This is a genomic window from Natronobiforma cellulositropha (assembly GCF_025629245.1).
Taxonomy (GTDB): domain Archaea; phylum Halobacteriota; class Halobacteria; order Halobacteriales; family Natrialbaceae; genus Natronobiforma; species Natronobiforma cellulositropha.
Map to the genome: position 1 here is coordinate 41,645 of NZ_JANZXN010000058.1, position 15,184 is coordinate 56,828.

General features: G+C 63.8%; 17 protein-coding genes and 1 tRNA gene. 6 read left to right on the forward strand and 12 right to left on the reverse strand.

The window, feature by feature from the left end:
* Positions 1 to 119 precede the first annotated feature (119 nt).
* From N0B15_RS16765 to N0B15_RS16780, 4 genes are all read left to right on the forward strand, one after another.
* Complete coding sequence (locus tag N0B15_RS16765; RefSeq protein ID WP_263020861.1) at positions 120 to 1,061, forward strand: TIGR03560 family F420-dependent LLM class oxidoreductase; 942 nt, start codon at positions 120 to 122, stop codon at positions 1,059 to 1,061.
* Between the two features lie 74 nt (positions 1,062 to 1,135).
* On the forward strand, positions 1,136 to 1,918 hold the full coding sequence (locus N0B15_RS16770; protein WP_263020862.1) for a 2-oxo acid dehydrogenase subunit E2: 783 nt from the start codon (positions 1,136 to 1,138) through the stop codon (positions 1,916 to 1,918).
* Between the two features lie 50 nt (positions 1,919 to 1,968).
* Positions 1,969 to 2,523, forward strand: coding sequence for a class I SAM-dependent methyltransferase (locus N0B15_RS16775; RefSeq protein ID WP_263020863.1), 555 nt, complete (start codon positions 1,969 to 1,971; stop codon positions 2,521 to 2,523).
* A gap of 129 nt (positions 2,524 to 2,652) precedes the next feature.
* Positions 2,653 to 2,805: a hypothetical protein gene (locus tag N0B15_RS16780; protein ID WP_263020864.1), complete on the forward strand. Its 153-nt coding sequence runs from the start codon at positions 2,653 to 2,655 to the stop codon at positions 2,803 to 2,805.
* Between the two features lie 311 nt (positions 2,806 to 3,116).
* Here the strand turns inward: N0B15_RS16780 and N0B15_RS16785 are convergent, their stop codons facing one another.
* From N0B15_RS16785 to N0B15_RS16800, 4 genes are all read right to left on the reverse strand, one after another.
* Complete coding sequence (locus N0B15_RS16785; protein ID WP_263020865.1) at positions 3,117 to 3,695, reverse strand: hypothetical protein; 579 nt, start codon at positions 3,693 to 3,695, stop codon at positions 3,117 to 3,119.
* Positions 3,688 to 4,365, reverse strand: coding sequence for a hypothetical protein (locus tag N0B15_RS16790; RefSeq protein WP_263020866.1), 678 nt, complete (start codon positions 4,363 to 4,365; stop codon positions 3,688 to 3,690). Before N0B15_RS16790 ends, N0B15_RS16785 begins: the two co-directional genes overlap by 8 nt.
* A 148-nt stretch (positions 4,366 to 4,513) precedes the next feature.
* Positions 4,514 to 4,688, reverse strand: a tRNA-Trp gene (locus N0B15_RS16795).
* Positions 4,689 to 4,767: 79 nt separating this feature from the next.
* Positions 4,768 to 5,643 carry a DUF5794 domain-containing protein gene (locus N0B15_RS16800; RefSeq protein ID WP_263020867.1) on the reverse strand — a complete coding sequence of 292 codons (876 nt, stop codon included), beginning with the start codon at positions 5,641 to 5,643 and terminating at the stop codon, positions 4,768 to 4,770.
* A gap of 478 nt (positions 5,644 to 6,121) precedes the next feature.
* Between N0B15_RS16800 and guaB the strand changes: the two genes are divergently transcribed.
* Positions 6,122 to 7,621, forward strand: coding sequence for an IMP dehydrogenase (guaB, locus tag N0B15_RS16805; RefSeq protein ID WP_263020868.1), 1,500 nt, complete (start codon positions 6,122 to 6,124; stop codon positions 7,619 to 7,621).
* A 69-nt stretch (positions 7,622 to 7,690) separates the two neighbouring features.
* Complete coding sequence (locus N0B15_RS16810) at positions 7,691 to 8,089, forward strand: hypothetical protein (RefSeq protein WP_263020869.1); 399 nt, start codon at positions 7,691 to 7,693, stop codon at positions 8,087 to 8,089.
* An 18-nt stretch (positions 8,090 to 8,107) separates the two neighbouring features.
* Here the strand turns inward: N0B15_RS16810 and N0B15_RS16815 are convergent, their stop codons facing one another.
* The 8 genes from N0B15_RS16815 to N0B15_RS16850 form a co-directional block, all read right to left on the reverse strand.
* A complete protein-coding gene (locus tag N0B15_RS16815; RefSeq protein WP_263020870.1) occupies positions 8,108 to 9,844 on the reverse strand; it encodes a YcaO-like family protein in 1,737 nt (578 codons plus the stop codon).
* Between the two features lie 75 nt (positions 9,845 to 9,919).
* On the reverse strand, positions 9,920 to 10,363 hold the full coding sequence (locus N0B15_RS16820; RefSeq protein WP_263020871.1) for an RNA-binding protein: 444 nt from the start codon (positions 10,361 to 10,363) through the stop codon (positions 9,920 to 9,922).
* 56 nt (positions 10,364 to 10,419) lie between these two features.
* The gene (locus tag N0B15_RS16825) at positions 10,420 to 10,638 is read right to left on the reverse strand and encodes a DUF1918 domain-containing protein (protein ID WP_263020872.1); all 219 of its coding nucleotides are present in this window, start codon (positions 10,636 to 10,638) and stop codon (positions 10,420 to 10,422) included.
* Between the two features lie 87 nt (positions 10,639 to 10,725).
* Positions 10,726 to 11,403: a type 1 glutamine amidotransferase domain-containing protein gene (locus N0B15_RS16830; protein WP_263020873.1), complete on the reverse strand. Its 678-nt coding sequence runs from the start codon at positions 11,401 to 11,403 to the stop codon at positions 10,726 to 10,728.
* Between the two features lie 223 nt (positions 11,404 to 11,626).
* Positions 11,627 to 12,634, reverse strand: coding sequence for a DHH family phosphoesterase (locus N0B15_RS16835; RefSeq protein WP_263020874.1), 1,008 nt, complete (start codon positions 12,632 to 12,634; stop codon positions 11,627 to 11,629).
* Between the two features lie 81 nt (positions 12,635 to 12,715).
* The gene (locus tag N0B15_RS16840; protein WP_263020875.1) at positions 12,716 to 13,714 is read right to left on the reverse strand and encodes an ornithine cyclodeaminase family protein; all 999 of its coding nucleotides are present in this window, start codon (positions 13,712 to 13,714) and stop codon (positions 12,716 to 12,718) included.
* 45 nt (positions 13,715 to 13,759) lie between these two features.
* Positions 13,760 to 14,005, reverse strand: coding sequence for a DUF8015 family protein (locus tag N0B15_RS16845; RefSeq protein ID WP_263020876.1), 246 nt, complete (start codon positions 14,003 to 14,005; stop codon positions 13,760 to 13,762).
* Positions 14,006 to 14,330: 325 nt separating this feature from the next.
* Positions 14,331 to 14,756 carry a DUF3054 domain-containing protein gene (locus tag N0B15_RS16850; protein WP_263020877.1) on the reverse strand — a complete coding sequence of 142 codons (426 nt, stop codon included), beginning with the start codon at positions 14,754 to 14,756 and terminating at the stop codon, positions 14,331 to 14,333.
* Positions 14,757 to 15,184: the final 428 nt, after the last annotated feature.

Below are 15,184 nucleotides of genomic sequence, written 5' to 3' on the forward strand. Positions count from 1 at the left end.
GCTTCGCTACTCTCGAGTGGCCGTCCGAGAAACCGGCCCGCTCGGCTCCGTTTCGCAGAACGGGCCGAAGGGGTTGCTCCGTTCTCAACACTATTGTGTGGTGAGGGTGAACGAACCGCATGGAGTTCGGCTACCACCACAGTTCCTTCGCCGTCCACGACGACCGCTCGCCCGCCGAAGCCATGCTCGAGCGCGCCCAGCGACTCGAGAACGACGGCTTCGAGTGGTTCTCCCTGATGGACCACCTCTGGCAACTCCCGTTTCACGGCCACAAGGACGAGCCGTTCATCGAGTGCTACAGCGGTCTCTCGGCCGTCGCCGCCGTCACCGACCGGCTGACGCTCAGCGCGCTCGTCACCTGCGTCCACTACCGCAACCCGGGCTACCTCGCCAAAGTCGTCAGCTCACTCGACGCCATCTCCGGCGGCCGGGCCGTCCTCGGCATCGGCGCTGGCTGGTACGAAGCCGAGTACGACGCCCTCGGTCTCGAGTTCCCGCCCGCCGACGAGCGCATCCGCCAGACGCGCGACGCGATTCGTCTCTGTCAGCGTGCCTGGGAAGACGACTCTCCGGTCGACTACGACGGCGAGTACTACGCGCTCGAGGGTCTCTACCTCGACCCGAAACCCGACGAGATTCCGGTGTTGGTCGGCGGTGGCGGCGAACAGCTGACCCTCCGGCTCACCGCCGAGTACGCCGACTGGTGGAACGTCCCCGGCACGGCCCCCGCCGAGTACGAACACAAACTCGAGGTGCTGGCAGACCACTGCGAGCGCGTCGGGCGTGACTACGACGAGATCGAGAAGACCGTCACGATCCCGACGCTCTTGCGCGAGGACACCGACGGCGCCCACGCAGCCTACGAGGACCTCCTCGCCGAGACCGACCGGGAACCGACATCGAGAGACGAGTTCCGCGGTCTCGTCGGCACCCCCGAGGAGGCCGCCGAAGGAATCGAGACCTACCGCGAGTTGGGCGTCGACCGCTTCGAGATCGGCGTCCCGAAGAACGACCCGGAGACCATCGACCGCTTCGTCGACGACGTGATGTCCCAGTTCTGAGCGCTCGAGTGACGGCTGCGGCAACCACTCGAGCGCAGGCAAAGGTGTATGTCCCTGGTCGGTATACGACGCTCGTGCGCGACCGAGGAGTGACCGTTCGTTCTCGCCCGCTCCGCCACCGGGGGACCGTCGATTACATGCGCGTCGCTCGAGACCGGAGCAACGTCCACGGTCTCGTCGAGTTCGACGTCACCGACGCCAGGAACCGCATCCGAGAGCGAACGGCGGAAACGGGCGAACAGCTCTCGTTCACCGCGTTTCTCGTCCACTGTCTGGGGCAGGCCCTCGATGAGCACCCGGAGATCCAGTCCTACCGCGACTGGTGGGGTCGGATCGTCCGCTTCGAGGACGTCGACGTGATGGTCATCGTCGAACTCCCGATCGACGGCGGGCATCTCGGCGTCCCGCACGTCATCAGGGCGGTGAACCGGCGGCCGCTGGAGTCGGTTCACGACGAGATTCGTGCGGTCCAGTCTGACTCCGGTGAGCACCGCCAGTCCACGGCGGCGACGCTCGGACTCCGACTTCCAGGTCCCATCCGGCGACAGTTCTGGCGGCTGCCAACCCTGTCCCCACGCCGCTGGAAACGGGTCGCCGGGACCGTCGCCGTGACCGCCGTCGGCATGTTCGGCACGGGCGGTGGCTGGGCGATTAGCCCGACGAACTACGCCCTCCAGCTCACGGTGGGTGGGATCGAACGCAAGCCGGGCCTCGTCGACGGCGAAATCGTCCCTCGAGAGTACCTCTCTCTCACGGTGACGGCCGACCACGACGTCGTCGACGGCGCACCGATCGCCCGGTTCGTCACCCGGCTGAAGGAACTCGTCGAGACCGCCCACGGACTCGACCACCCGTAGTGCGCTCGAGCGACGGTCCCACTCATGTGTGACCGCCGCGAAGTACCGCCATGGGCTTTCACACCTTTCCGATCGAGCGCGCCGACGCACTCGAAGACCCCTCGCGCTACCGCTTCTGTTCGCGCGAGGAACTGCTCGAGTTGCTCGCCGTCGACACAGACGCCACCGTCGCCGACCTGGGTTCCGGGACCGGCTTCTACTCGCGGGAGATCGCCCCGTTCGTCGCCACGCTGTACGCCATCGACCTCCAGGCGGCGATGCACGCACGCCACCGCGCGGCCGGTCTCGCCCAAAACGTCGTCCCCCTCACGGCCGCCGTCGACTCGCTCCCCTTCGACGACGGCGCGCTCGACGCGGCCGTTTCGACGATGACCCACCACGAGTACGCCGACGAGGCGACGCTGGCGGAACTCGCCCGCGTGATCCGCCCCGGCGGCCCGCTCGTCACCGTCGACTGGTCGGCGACCGGCACCGGCGAGGACGGCCCGCCGCTCGAGGAACGGTTCACTCCCGACGAGGTCGTGGGCCACCTCGAGACCGCTGGCTTCACCCTCGAGCGCGTCCACGACCGCCCGGAGACGCTCGCGGTCGTCGCCCGTCGGTGACGGACGGCTTCGGGTTGGTGCCCGCTCGGGGGTTCGTATGGTCGGGAGTTGATGAGTCTCGCTCGAGGGAGACACCAGTTCGCCGCCAGAATAGTTTATGGACGCCGCCGGAGCATAACCATTGGAAATATGGTGAACAGAGACGAGATGGTGATGGCTGGCTGTGAACGCTGCGGAACGGTCCACGCGGGGCAACTGGTGATCGACGGCGGGCTAAAACTGATCGGGCGCAACGGCTGTGTCTGCGGGAGTACGGAGTTCGTCGTCGTCGAGGATGGGTAGAATAGAAAATATAACACTAATTTCTATAATAAAGGGGATTTAATTTGGAGCGTAAATCGTATCGGAGGAATTCCCAAGTCCACCAAGCACCAATCAATAATATAGCTGAGAAAAAAAGACTCCCGCTGATAATGATGGCGATTGAATAGGCGATTGAGACTAAATTAACGTCGGCTGCGAGTGCCAAAGGAGCTGCCATAAGTAGAGTGGCGTTTATTAATGGCCCCAATATTGATATGGCGTTCTGCTTGAACAGTTTCACGACACTTTGATTGGTCTCCTCAATGTCTATCAGGAGCTTTATAGACCAATCAAGAAAGATTTTTATTGTCGATATCATACCACAGTTTCAAAAATATTGCAGAGGTAGATAATAAAAGTATCCCTATTGGGATCATCATTAGTTCAGGGATTGTGCCAGTGAAAGAGAGAGATATTAATGAAAGTAGGAGGCTGAGTGCTGCTAGCCCCGACCAAAATGAGAATTTACGGAAGGTTTGAATATCTGCTGAGCTATATTCGTGGCCCATTTCACTATCAACACCTGTACCTTCGAGAACAGGCTCTATAGTCCTTCTGCTGGTATACTCTTCCTGAGAATCGAGATGGAGATCTTTACACAGATCAGAAGCGTCAGGACCCGCATACATTATATATGGCTGAGATTCCCCACCGCTTTGCTTATGTTGTTCGTGTTTCCCACGATCATGGACTTCTCCAACATCTTCAACATAAGATAGGGGACTGCGCTCATCGTTTAAAATTCGCTCCACTTCAGACATTTTTCTATTTTCTTCCTTCAACCGTTCATATTCCATTTCGTCAATTACAACAGTTCTATTATTAGCTTTCGGTGAACTGCCATCCCTATTTGGCTCTTGGTCAATCATGATTTTCACCCACCAATTCATCAAAATCAACACCATCTATATTCACGCCGACCGTTTCAGATATTTCCTCTAAGTGTTTTTGAATGTGTGCTATCTCAAACAATATACTATCTTTATCGTGGTCTGTCAATTCCCATTTCGAAGGGGTTTTAGAAAGCGAATTGTCAAGATCGTGTGTTATTGATGCTAACATTCCAAGAATCTTTGCCACATCATCTTTAGATTTGAGGACTAAGGTATCTCCAGAGTAGATGGAAAGTTCAATATATGGATGACCATCGGAAGATATGTGTGAGATCTCTGCATCGGTTATAGTAAGCGGATTGTATTTACCTAAATATTTTTCTTGGTAGATCGCTCGTAGTTCTAGTTCAAGTTGCGAATAATCATCACCTATCGATTTAAGTCGATTTACTGTTTCCTCGTCAAACTCGTCCTCAACATCTTCGAAGAAACTATCAAGGTCTAGCACCGAGAAATATACGGCGGCCATTGAGTCTTTTGCCCTCGAATTTTCCGAGTACTCTCGTAGTAATTTTTTCGTCTTTTCTCCATCAAAACGATATTCAAGTGCCCTATCTAATAGGGTTCGAACATCATCTTCGTAATTAAGTAACGAGTTGACCCAAATAGGCAGATTGGAAGGCGCTGAATTTGTCTCGTCGCTCATGGTGACTCATATTCATGAGTTCTATATATTAAATATTCTTGTGTGGGTTTTGGTTGGGCCCAGAATGGTGTCCACGGTTGACCTCAGTTTATTGAACCCACTCTTCGTCCGATTTCTGCCGCTCGCGGAGTTGCTCGCGCCAGAAGAATGGGGTCAGAGGGATTTGAACCCCCGATCGACTGATATCTCCGGTACGCCTCGGAACTCCAGAGGGTCATCATACGGACACTGATCAGGTGTCCGATCAGTATATCAGTCTGGAGTGTCGTCCCGGGCGCGTTGCCTCTGGAGTCAGTCGCCATGCCTGGCTTGGCCATGACCCCTCGAGCATCTCTTGGCGCATACTACCTAAAGTGGTTTCGATTCGGGCCGGTCGATGCGCCGCCGGTGGGCGGTCTCGAGTCAGAGCCAGGGGGCGCGACTCGAGCTATCCGTCGTGTCGTCGCTCGGGTAGGGTTCGTCGATCACGCCGCCGTCGGCGGCCTCGCTCGAGGCGGCGGCCCCGTCGCCCTCGTCGGTGTCGCCGACGCGCGCGGAGACGCGCTCGCGGAGGTCGTCGCCGGGGTCGAAGGCGAACAGGGCTGCGACGGCGAGGACGGCGAGCGGGGCGTTGCCGAAGGGCTGGCCGAGGATGGCCAGCGGCAGGAGGCCGAGGGCGACGGCGCTGCCGAAGCGGAAGCGGTCGATGTCCATGTACTCGCGGAGGTAGGGCCCGAGGAGGGCGACCGTCAGCGCGAAGCCGACGCCGATGACGGCGGCGGCGGTCGCGTTGGCGACGAGGCCGGGGTCGTCGAGGACGGCGAGCTGTGCCCCGGCGGGGTCGATGCTCGCGACGAGACCCAGCGCGATGATGACGCCCGAACTCGGGAGGTAGTCGCCGATGGTCGCGCTCGCGGTCTTGGCGGCGATGGCGAGGATCACCAGCGCGGCGAAGCGCTCGAAGACCACGATGTTGAGGACGCTCCCGATGGCGGGGGCGAGCGCGGCCTGAATCGCGGCGAGGGCGATCAGGGGCAGGCCGACCAGGAGGACGATGCGCGCCTGCTCGAGCGGTGCGCCGTCCATGTCGGCGAGGATGACGGCGACGGTGGCGCTGCCGCCGAAGATCAGGAGACCGACCTGGATGGCACCGAGGGTGGTGTCGAGTGCGCCCGCGAGGATCAGGGCGGCGAAGATGCCGTCGATCAGGGGCAGGCCCATCACGAGTGCGAGCAGGCGGGTGTCACCACCGACGAGGCGCTCGAGTTTGAGCGCGACGGGGTGTTGTGACGTGCTCATCGACAGGCGTGATGGCCGTGACCCAGGGCCAGCGGGTGGGAGTGATGTGGGCGGTGGGACGGCTGGCGTTGCTGCCAGTCTGCGGACCACTGCTGGCCAAACGCTGTGGAGAACGGACGGGCCGGTGTAAACGCGCCGACGAGGTCGCTGGTCGTCTGGCACGGTCGGGCGTCGTCGGTCGTTCTCACAGCGTTCACAATCATGAATAACTATTCAGGACCAGTATCGATAAAGGTTGTGTGAGAAACGGCCACAGCGTGCACGCATCGGTACCCGAACCGCTGAATTTTCCCACCGATGTCCATCGATGCACAGATCGGGTACCTGTCTACCCGATACTGACACGCCCGCTGGACCCACCGTCTGCGCGGCCGGGCCGAACCAGTGTCACTCGAGGCGAGACACTGTCGCTCGCCAGCGCGTCACACGTGGCGGCCTGTCTCGCAACGTTTTTCCCCGGGGATTTCCCACATGTTACATGGCGAACGACGTTCCTGAGCACGGGCCGTATTCTGCGAAGCTACAGGTGCCGGAGGCGCTGACGTTCGACGACGTCTTGCTCCGGCCGAAAGAGAGCCGCGTCGAACCCGACGAGGCCGACCTCACCTCGAGAGTCTCGACGTCGGTCGAGGTGTCCGTCCCGATTCTCTCGGCGGCGATGGACACCGTCACCGAGAGCGGGATGGCGATCGCGATGGCGCGCCACGGCGGGATGGGTGTGATTCACCGGAACATGAACGTCGACCGGATGGTCGAGGAGATCGACCAGGTCAAACGCGCCGACGAACTCATTATTCCGCTCGAGTCGGTCGTCACTGCGGATCCCGAGATGACCGTCCGCGAGGTCGACGAATTGATGGCGCGCCGGGGTGTCGGCGGTGCGCCCGTCGTCAACACGAACGGCGAGGTCCTGGGGATCATCTCGAGTACGGACATCCGCCCGCACCTCGAGGTCGGCGAGAACGACGCCGTGACGGCGGCGATGACCGACGAGGTCATCACGGCGCCGAAGGACGTCGACGCGCGCGAGGCGTTCGACCTGATGTACGAGCACAAGATCGAGCGCGTGCCGGTCGTCGACGACGAGAACCTGCTGGTTGGGCTGGTGACCATGCAGGGGATTCTCCAGCGTCGCGAGTACAAGGAGGCCGCACGTGACGAAGCGGGTCGCCTGCGCTGTGGTGTCGCCGTCGGGCCGTTCGAGACCGACCGCGCAATCGCCGCCGACGAGGCCGGTGCGGACGTGCTCTTTATCGACTGTGCGCACGCGCACAACCTGAACGTGATCGACGGTGCGCGCGAGATCAAAGCGGCCGTCGAGGCGGACGTAGTGGTCGGCAACGTCGGGACGCGCGAGGCGGCGGCGGACCTCGTCGAGTTCGCCGACGGCATCAAAGTCGGTATCGGGCCGGGATCGATCTGTACGACCCGCGTTGTCTCCGGTGCGGGCATGCCCCAGATCACGGCGGTCTCACAGGTCGCAGACGTAGCGGCCGAACACGACGTGCCCGTCATCGCCGACGGCGGCATCCGCTACTCGGGTGATGCGATCAAAGCCATCGCCGCCGGGGCGGACGCGATCATGCTCGGGTCGTACTTCGCGGGCACGGACGAGGCCCCTGGTCGGGTCATTACGATGAACGGCAAGCGCTACAAGCAGTACCGCGGCATGGGCAGCGTCGGCGCGATGAAGTCGGGCGACAGCGGGCGCTACCTCAAAGAAGACCCCGAGGACGACGAGGAGTACGTCCCCGAGGGCGTCGAGGCCGCCACGCCCTACAAGGGGACACTGAAATCCGAACTCCACCAGCTGGCCGGCGGGATGCAGTCCGGCATGGGCTACGTCGGAGCGCCGACGATCCCCGAGTTCAAAGACCGCGCCGAGTTCGTCCGCATCTCGAGTGCCGGCCAGACGGAGGGGCACGCACACGACGTGGTCATCACCGACGAAGCGCCGAACTACTCGCCGCAGAACTGAGCGGACGGCTGGCCGCACGTCCGACTGGAAAGGACAACAGCTACGGTCGGCGGGTCCTACCCGTCGAGTGTGAACCGCCGTACGCTGCTTCGAACCGCCGGAGCCACGGTCCCGGTAGCCTGTCTCGCGGGCTGTCTCTCGAATCTCAGTTTTACGACGCCGGTCGAGGTCCAGGTCAGAAACCGGATCGACGAGAGTCGGAACGTACGAATTACCGCCATCGACGGCGAGGACGGCCGCGGTACGTACGAACAGTCGGTCGCCGTCACTCCCGGTGAGACTGCTGGATTAGAGCGCCTCTCGAACACCGACCAGCACGTCAGAATCGAGGTACTCAGCCCAGACGGCGAGGAGGTCGACATCGAGACGCTCACCGTCGGCGAACGCTCGCGCGCGGTCACCGTCTCGATTACCGACGAGGGTGTCTCCGTCGACCACAACGAGCGCGACCCACCGGCCGACGACTAACTCCTCTCCCGAGCGCTTCTACGGGTACGGGTGATACGGTCCCTCGAGTCGCGGCTCGAAGCCGAGGTCCGCCGGGACGGTGTTGGCTCGCTCACCGAAGAACGCCGTTCCAGTGAACAGCGGCTGGGCTTCGGGGACGACGACGCGCACCGCTTCGAAGCCGAGTGCCTCGACGTCGCGGGTCGTCAGCCGCGCTGCGTACGGCGTCAGACCGGCGTCGGTCGCCCGCGAGACGAGCGACTCGAGTCGTTCGAGACCGGTCGGGACGGGGTCGGGACCGACGGCGGCGGCGTCGACGTCGCCGTCGACGGCGATGAACGACCTGGCCGCGTCGGGGAAGGAGGCGTACTCGCCGATTTCGCCCGAGGCGTCCGCGGCGTCCTCCGGGCCGAGTGCCCGCAGCTCCATCCAGTTCTGGAGCGCCTCGCAGAGCGCTGCCCGGGCGGCCCCGACGGCGTCGAGTGAGGCCGCAGACCCCATCGCGAACTGTGGCCAGCCGCCTTCACGGTGGACGGCGACCGAGACGACCGGTACGTCTACGTCCTGGGTGACGAGCAGCGGCGTCACGGTCAGCCCCTCGCCGCGGGCGCGCCGGGCGAGGCGTTCGAACACGTCGTCGTCGACGCCCAGCGCCAGCGGTTCGAACGTCGAGTACCACGAGAGCATCGTCGCGTCGCGCTCGATGACCTCGCTGAGACCGGAGACGAGCGCGTCGACCGTCGAAGAGCCGAGACCGAGACCGGTGGTGATCGACGGGAGCAGTTGCTCACCTGGCGGGGGGAACTGGACGGCCGCCGCCGGCAGGTGGGCCTCGTCGCCGGTCTCGAGGTTCTCACCGAGTACCCAGCGGTGTTCTTCCTCCGGGTCGAACGCCGGGGCGTCTCCGGGTCTGACCAGCTCGTCCGGTGAGAGCGCAGCCTCGAGTTCGTCGAACGGCGCGCGGACGAAGTCCGACGGGCGGTAGGTCGCCCCGCAGTAGCGCTCGAGCGTCTCGCCGACGGCTTTCATCATCGCGGCGTTCCAGTCCTCGTCGACACCGGCGGCCTGTGGCGGCGTTCGGGCGTCGCTGAACCCGCTCGTGTCGGCCGCGCTCGCGAGGTAGTACGGCGCGGGGAACGACTCGGCTTCGCCGAGCGTCGAGACGATACCGACGCGCTCGTCGATGACCGTGTCTGCGCTCGCGACAGCCGCCTCGAGGTCCACCGAGTCGTCGTCACGGCCGAGCGCCCGGTCTCTCGAGTCGGGTTCACAGTCACAGTTGGGCACGGGGAGGAAGCGCCGGCGTGCGTAGACGCGTGAGTCGCCGAGTTCGACGACGTGACCGAACAGGCGGTCTTCGCCTGCGAACGTCCGGGCGCACTCGTAGCCGGCGACCGCTCCGGCGAACCGGGCGGTACTCCGAGAGCCGGTCGCTCGTTCGGCGCGTTCTCCGTCAGAGAGGTTCGACTCGACGCGCATCCGGAGACAGTGGAAACAGCCCGTCGACGCCGAGAAGCCGCTCACGGCGGCGTCTACGTCGGTCAACGGGTGGCCGCCCATGCCGCCGATTTCGACGGCGATCCAGGGGGTGTTTCCCGCGAGTGCGGCCTCGTTCGCGTCGGCGAACGTCGACGCGCCGGCGACGTCTGCGACGACGGCGAACCGTGCGGTTTCGACGTCCGCCGGCTCGGCGTCGACGGTTTCGATGTCGACGTCTGCGAGGGCGGTGGCGACGGTCTCTGCGATGGGGTCGTCACCCACGATGTGTACGTCCATACCGAAGCCCTGGGAGGCCGGTACCAAAAACGAACCGTTCGAGTGGTTAGTACAACGCCGTCGGCTGGCGAGCCATTACGCTGGCGGCTCGTCGTCGAGTTCTTCGAGGACCTCGCGGGCGTTCTCGACGGCGATGTGTTTCTTCGCGGGGTAGGCCTCGACTTTCGCGCGGAAGGTGATGCCCTCACCGAGGGCGACGTCGCCGGAGAAGGCCGCCTGCTTGTCCAGACGCAAGAACAGTTCCGTGTTCTCGGTGACGCGCTCGTCGAGTTCGGCGAGCAACCGGCCGAACGACTCGAGGTCGGCGAGACGGGCGAGGACGTGGCGGACGTCGTCGGCGTTCTCGACGCGCGCAGAGAGGATGAGGATGCGGTCGCCGTAGTGGCCTTCGCTCTCGAGGCGTTCGATCTCGAACTCCTCGGGGAGGAAGGTTCTGAGTGCGTCCTCGACGCGCTTTTCGTCTTCGGTTGCGTAACAGAACGCCCGAAGGTCGACGTAGTGGAGTGGAATCTGTCCCATGGTCGGTGGTGAGTCGGCGCCGCCGGCCGTCACGGCGGGCCGGGTCGCCTGTGCGGTTACTCGTCGTCGTCGCCGGCGTCGGCTTCGTCTGCGCTCTCGTCGGTCTCTTCGAGTGCGTCCTCCGGCACGCCGCTCTCCTGGCCGTCCTCGAAGCTGATCGTGTAGGTGACGTCGCCGAACATCGACTCCATCGTCTGGGTGACGGTGCCGGTCTCGCCGTCGAACTCGCTGTGCTTGTCGTGTAAGACGACGCGGTCGTCCTCTTCGAAGCTCATACGCTCAGTTCCCCGGGCGAAGGTAAAAAGGGACTGATTCCCCGACACCGCGGCGGTGGTCGGTCCCCGCCGTCGGCGTCTGCGTGTTCAGCCGTCGAGTTCCTCGAGTAAGACCGCCGCGGCCCGCTGTGAGGACGCTGGACCGCGGGCGGTGATCAGGTTGCCGTCGACGGTGACGCTGGTATCCGACTCGAGTTCGGCGTCCCAGGTGCCGCCGGCGGCGACGACCTCGTCTTCGACCCAGTAGGGGAGCTTCCGCCCGTTCGGGAGGCGGTCGTGGTCGTCGACGATGTCCGTCTCCCAGGCGTTCGGAAAGCCGGTGACCTCGCGGCCGTCGACGAGGAACTCCCCGTCAGACCCTCGGGTGAACGCGAGTAAGCCGACGGCGTGACAGACGACGAGTGCGACTCCCTCCCCTTCGACGGTCGCTGCGAGCAGCGCTCGCGCGTGGCCGTCCTGGTTGACGTCCCACTCGGTGCCGTGGCCCCCCGGGAAGACGACGGCGTCGTACTCGTCGGCGCTCGCTTCCGCGAGCGGAATCGGATTCTCGAGTCGCTCGTCGGTGGCGTGGACCTCCTCGACGTGGGCGGCGGTCTCCTCGCCGACCTGCTCGGGATCGATCGAGAGGTCGTCGACGACCGGTTTCGATCCGGTCGGCGTGGCGACCGTGATCTCGACACCCGCCTCGGTGAGCGCCTCGAGTGGCGCAATGCATTCTTCTCCCCAGTACCCCTCCTCACTTACGACGAACAGTGCTGTCGTCACGGATTTTCGTACACTTCACTAGGATAAAAATCCTCGCCGATGGCCAGCGCGAATGGTAGCAACCGCTATCGTAGCCACTGCAAGTCAGTGCACACCTGATCGCCAGACGGGTCGGCGATCAGTGTGTAAATCGTTGCAGTTGTTACTATAGGCCGGTGACCGGTCGCTGCTGGCTGCAGGTCACCCGCTCGAGACCGACTGAGATTCGCGTGGGCCGCTCCGATCACACCTCGCCGTCACCGTCTAAGTTGAGTGCCTCGAAGAACCGGCGGGAGATTCGACGCGAGACGAACGAGAGGAGTGCGTCGTCGTCGTCCGCCTCGTCGCCGAAGAGTCCGAGGTCGATCTGCCCGCCGGCCATGTCGTGGTGGCCGCCGGTCGCTCCGAGCCCTCCGAACGCACCCTCGAGCGTTTCGCCGATGTGTACGCGCGGATCGATCGATCGGCCGCTGATACGGATCGAGTCGGAGACGAGACCGAAGACGAGGACCGTGTCGACGCCCTCTAAGTTCAGGAGGTAGTCGGCTGCCTGTGGCAGGGCGTCGGTCTCCGGCGTGATCCCGACGTTCGCGACGAGCGAGGAACCGCGTCGTTCGCGCGAGGTGATCGCCCGGCCGATCGCGTCGATCGTCGCCGGAGAGAACGCAGAGCCGTACAGTTGGTCGAGTACCTCGAGATCAGCCTCTGGGTAGACCGCGAGCGCGGCTTCGTACTCCCTGGCCGTCGGCTCTCTGATGTAGTCGAGACGCTCCCTGTGGAGGGCGAACAGGAGCGCAGAGGCCAGCCGTTCCGTGATCGCCACGTCGAGTTTGAGGAGGTACTCGACGAAGATCGTCGCCGTCGCGCCGTACTCGACGCGAACGTCCACGAACGGTGCGCCGAGCGGGTCACCGGGGTGGTGGTCGACGACGATGGTTGGGTCGACGGCGTCGCTCACGGTGTTCGCCCCGTAGCGTGAGTGGTCGACGAACGCGCTCGCCTCGTACCCAGCGACGTCGACGTCCTCGAACGCCTCGACGTCGATCTCGAGGAGGTTGACGAACGCGCGGTTTTGCTGGTGTGAGATCTCACCGCCGTAGACGATCACGACGTCTTCGACGCCGTGTGCGCTCGCGATCTCCGCCAGCGCGAGGGCGCTCGCGAGACAGTCTGGATCCGGGTTGTCGTGACAGACGATCGCGAGCGAGACCGTCTCCTCGAGCACCGCCGCGAGTTCCGCCGCGCGGGACATACGGACTAGTAGGCGACAGAACGGCTTAGACCCCCTGTCGGCGTTCGGTTCGTGAGACGAACGCTCGATACAGGAAGCTGCTCACCGCCCGGTCAGCGCCTCGCTGGCGGGTGCGAACGGGAGCGTCGTCCCGAGACCCGCCTCGAGTGCCTTCTCGTAGAGCATCGACGCGGCGGCGACCGTCTCGATACCGGTCCCACCGCTGTCGAAGACGGTGAGTTCCTCGGCGCTCGTCCGGCCGGGTGTCGCCCCCGCGACCACCTCGCCGAGTTCCGCGTGTACGTGGTCTTCGGTCACCGCGCCCGCCTCGAGCGCTGCCAGAAACGACCCTGCGTCCCGTGTCACGCGCTCGCGCAGGTCGGGGACGTACGTCGCCCGTTCGATCGTTTCGACGTCGAGTTCGCGTTTCTTCGGGTGGTATCGGCCCATCGCCGTCACGTGCGTGCCGGGTGCGAGATCGTCGCTCGAGACGACCGGCGAGTCGGCCGTCGTCGCCGTGATGACGACGTCGGCGCCGTCGACGGCGTCGGCGCTCGAGGAGACCGCCTGCACGGTCCCCTCGAGTCGGTCGGCGAACTCCTCGGCGAACGCCTCGCGGTGCTCGCGCGTGGGTGAGAAGACTCGGACCGCTTCGAACTCGCGGACGGTCGCGCTCGCACGAAGCTGGCCGCGGGCCTGTGGCCCGGTGCCGATGACGGCGACGGTGGCCGCGTCACGGCGGGCGAGTGCGTCGACGGCGACGGCACCGGCGCCTCCGGTTTTGAACGGGTTCATACTCGCACCGTCGATGATCGCGAGCGGCTCGCCCGTCTCGGCGTCGAACAGCGGGGTGACGAACCAGGCGTCGCCCGCACCGAAGCCGGCCGCGTAGGTGTAGCCACCCATCGCGCCGGTCTCGGGGAGCAAGGCGGCGTAACTGGTGAGCATGCCGCCGGGATCAGATCGGGTGAACGTCTGGCGTGGCCGTGCCGGCGCTCCCGTGCCACGTTCGCGGTAGGCTTCCCGGACCGCGTCGACGTACTCGTCGGGCGTGGCCAGTGCTGTCACGTCCGCGCTACTGAGAAACAGGACGTCGGTCATCGTCTGCCCGAACGGCTGGGTGGGTAAAAAGGTCCTCGAGAGTCGTTACTCTGCGTTGATCGGGGGCCGCTGACCCTGCCGCGGGCGCTTGCGCGACGGCTGGTTGGGCGACTCCTCGACGGCGTCCGTCGGTGCGTTGACGAACATCGCGTGGCCGATGAGACCGATCGCGACGGCTGCACCGATCGGTACGGCGGTCGTCAGCGAGACACCGACGACGGTCAGTGCGGCGGTGATGCCGAGCAGTGCGACCGGGATAAGCCCGAGAACAACGTCGTAATATCCAGCCATAATCTACTACATAGTATGGGGAATAGGTATATAAGCATTTCCCATAATTTGCTGATAGCGAACTCGTCTGCAACGTAGTGCTTTGAGAACAGATTCCTATAACTTATGAATTAGTTATTCTCCGGAACCTGACGCTAATCTCACGCTCCACAGCTGAAACGAAGTCCATCTCCCGCCCGTATCGAATCCGCCGGTGATAGCAACCGATAGACGGCGGCGACCTGTACTGTCCGGTACCCGGTCTCTCGCGAGCAAACCCACACGTCGTAGATACGCCTCTTTGTTCGAGACGGCCGCTGCGGTACTCCCTCCTCTGACTGACAGGTCAATTGGCAGGGGCGAACGCGGCGTACCCAACGCGCCAGGTCAGCAGACAGACCAGTCCCAGCCCACCGATCACGAGCGGAAACGGCCAGGCCATTCCGCCCTCGAAGAAGGGCGACCCACGGAGGAGCAACGCCACGTTCGCCGCTGCGAGCCAGGCGACGGCTACGACACGGGCAGCCTCGAGCGGCTCTGAGAGGACCCGCTCGGCGTACGCGCCAGCGAGTACCGCGAGGGGAACCCACGCGAGGAGAAACGGGGCGATTCCCTCGAACGTCGACAGCGGGGCTGTGAGCGGGTCCGTCCCGTGAGAGACCATTCCGCCCGCGACGAGCGCCGACAGCAGGGCACCGTCGACGAGTGCGACCACGAGTGTTCGCCGGTCGGCCGTCGGCCGCCACGCGAGCGTCGGTGGGGTCGTGTCCATACGCTCGAGTCGGGCCGCGTCCGCTATGGCCGTCACGGTTTCGGCCGGGACCGAGCCGTTTCAGCAATCTCGAGGCACCTCGCGCGCAAGAAAGAACCGCGGCGGGCGGCCGCCGCGGGCCGTCCAACGGACAGAGCGTCGCGTGCGAGGTACCCTGCCTCGCACGAACGACCCTCGCGGGAGACCTTCTTTGTTATGGGATGAGCAGGCGCAAAACCTCGCGCTTTAGCGCGGGGATACGCGACGTCACTGGATGACGCCACCCACCGATGACTGCACGGCTGGGTATTCCACGCCAACCACTACCTTTAATATGAAAGGTTCCATAAGTTCTTATGAACACAGTACAATGCTGGAGACAACCCGCACCTATCGAGCGAAAATCGGCAACCACTCCCAAGTGAGTGACGACCTCGATGACTGCGGGC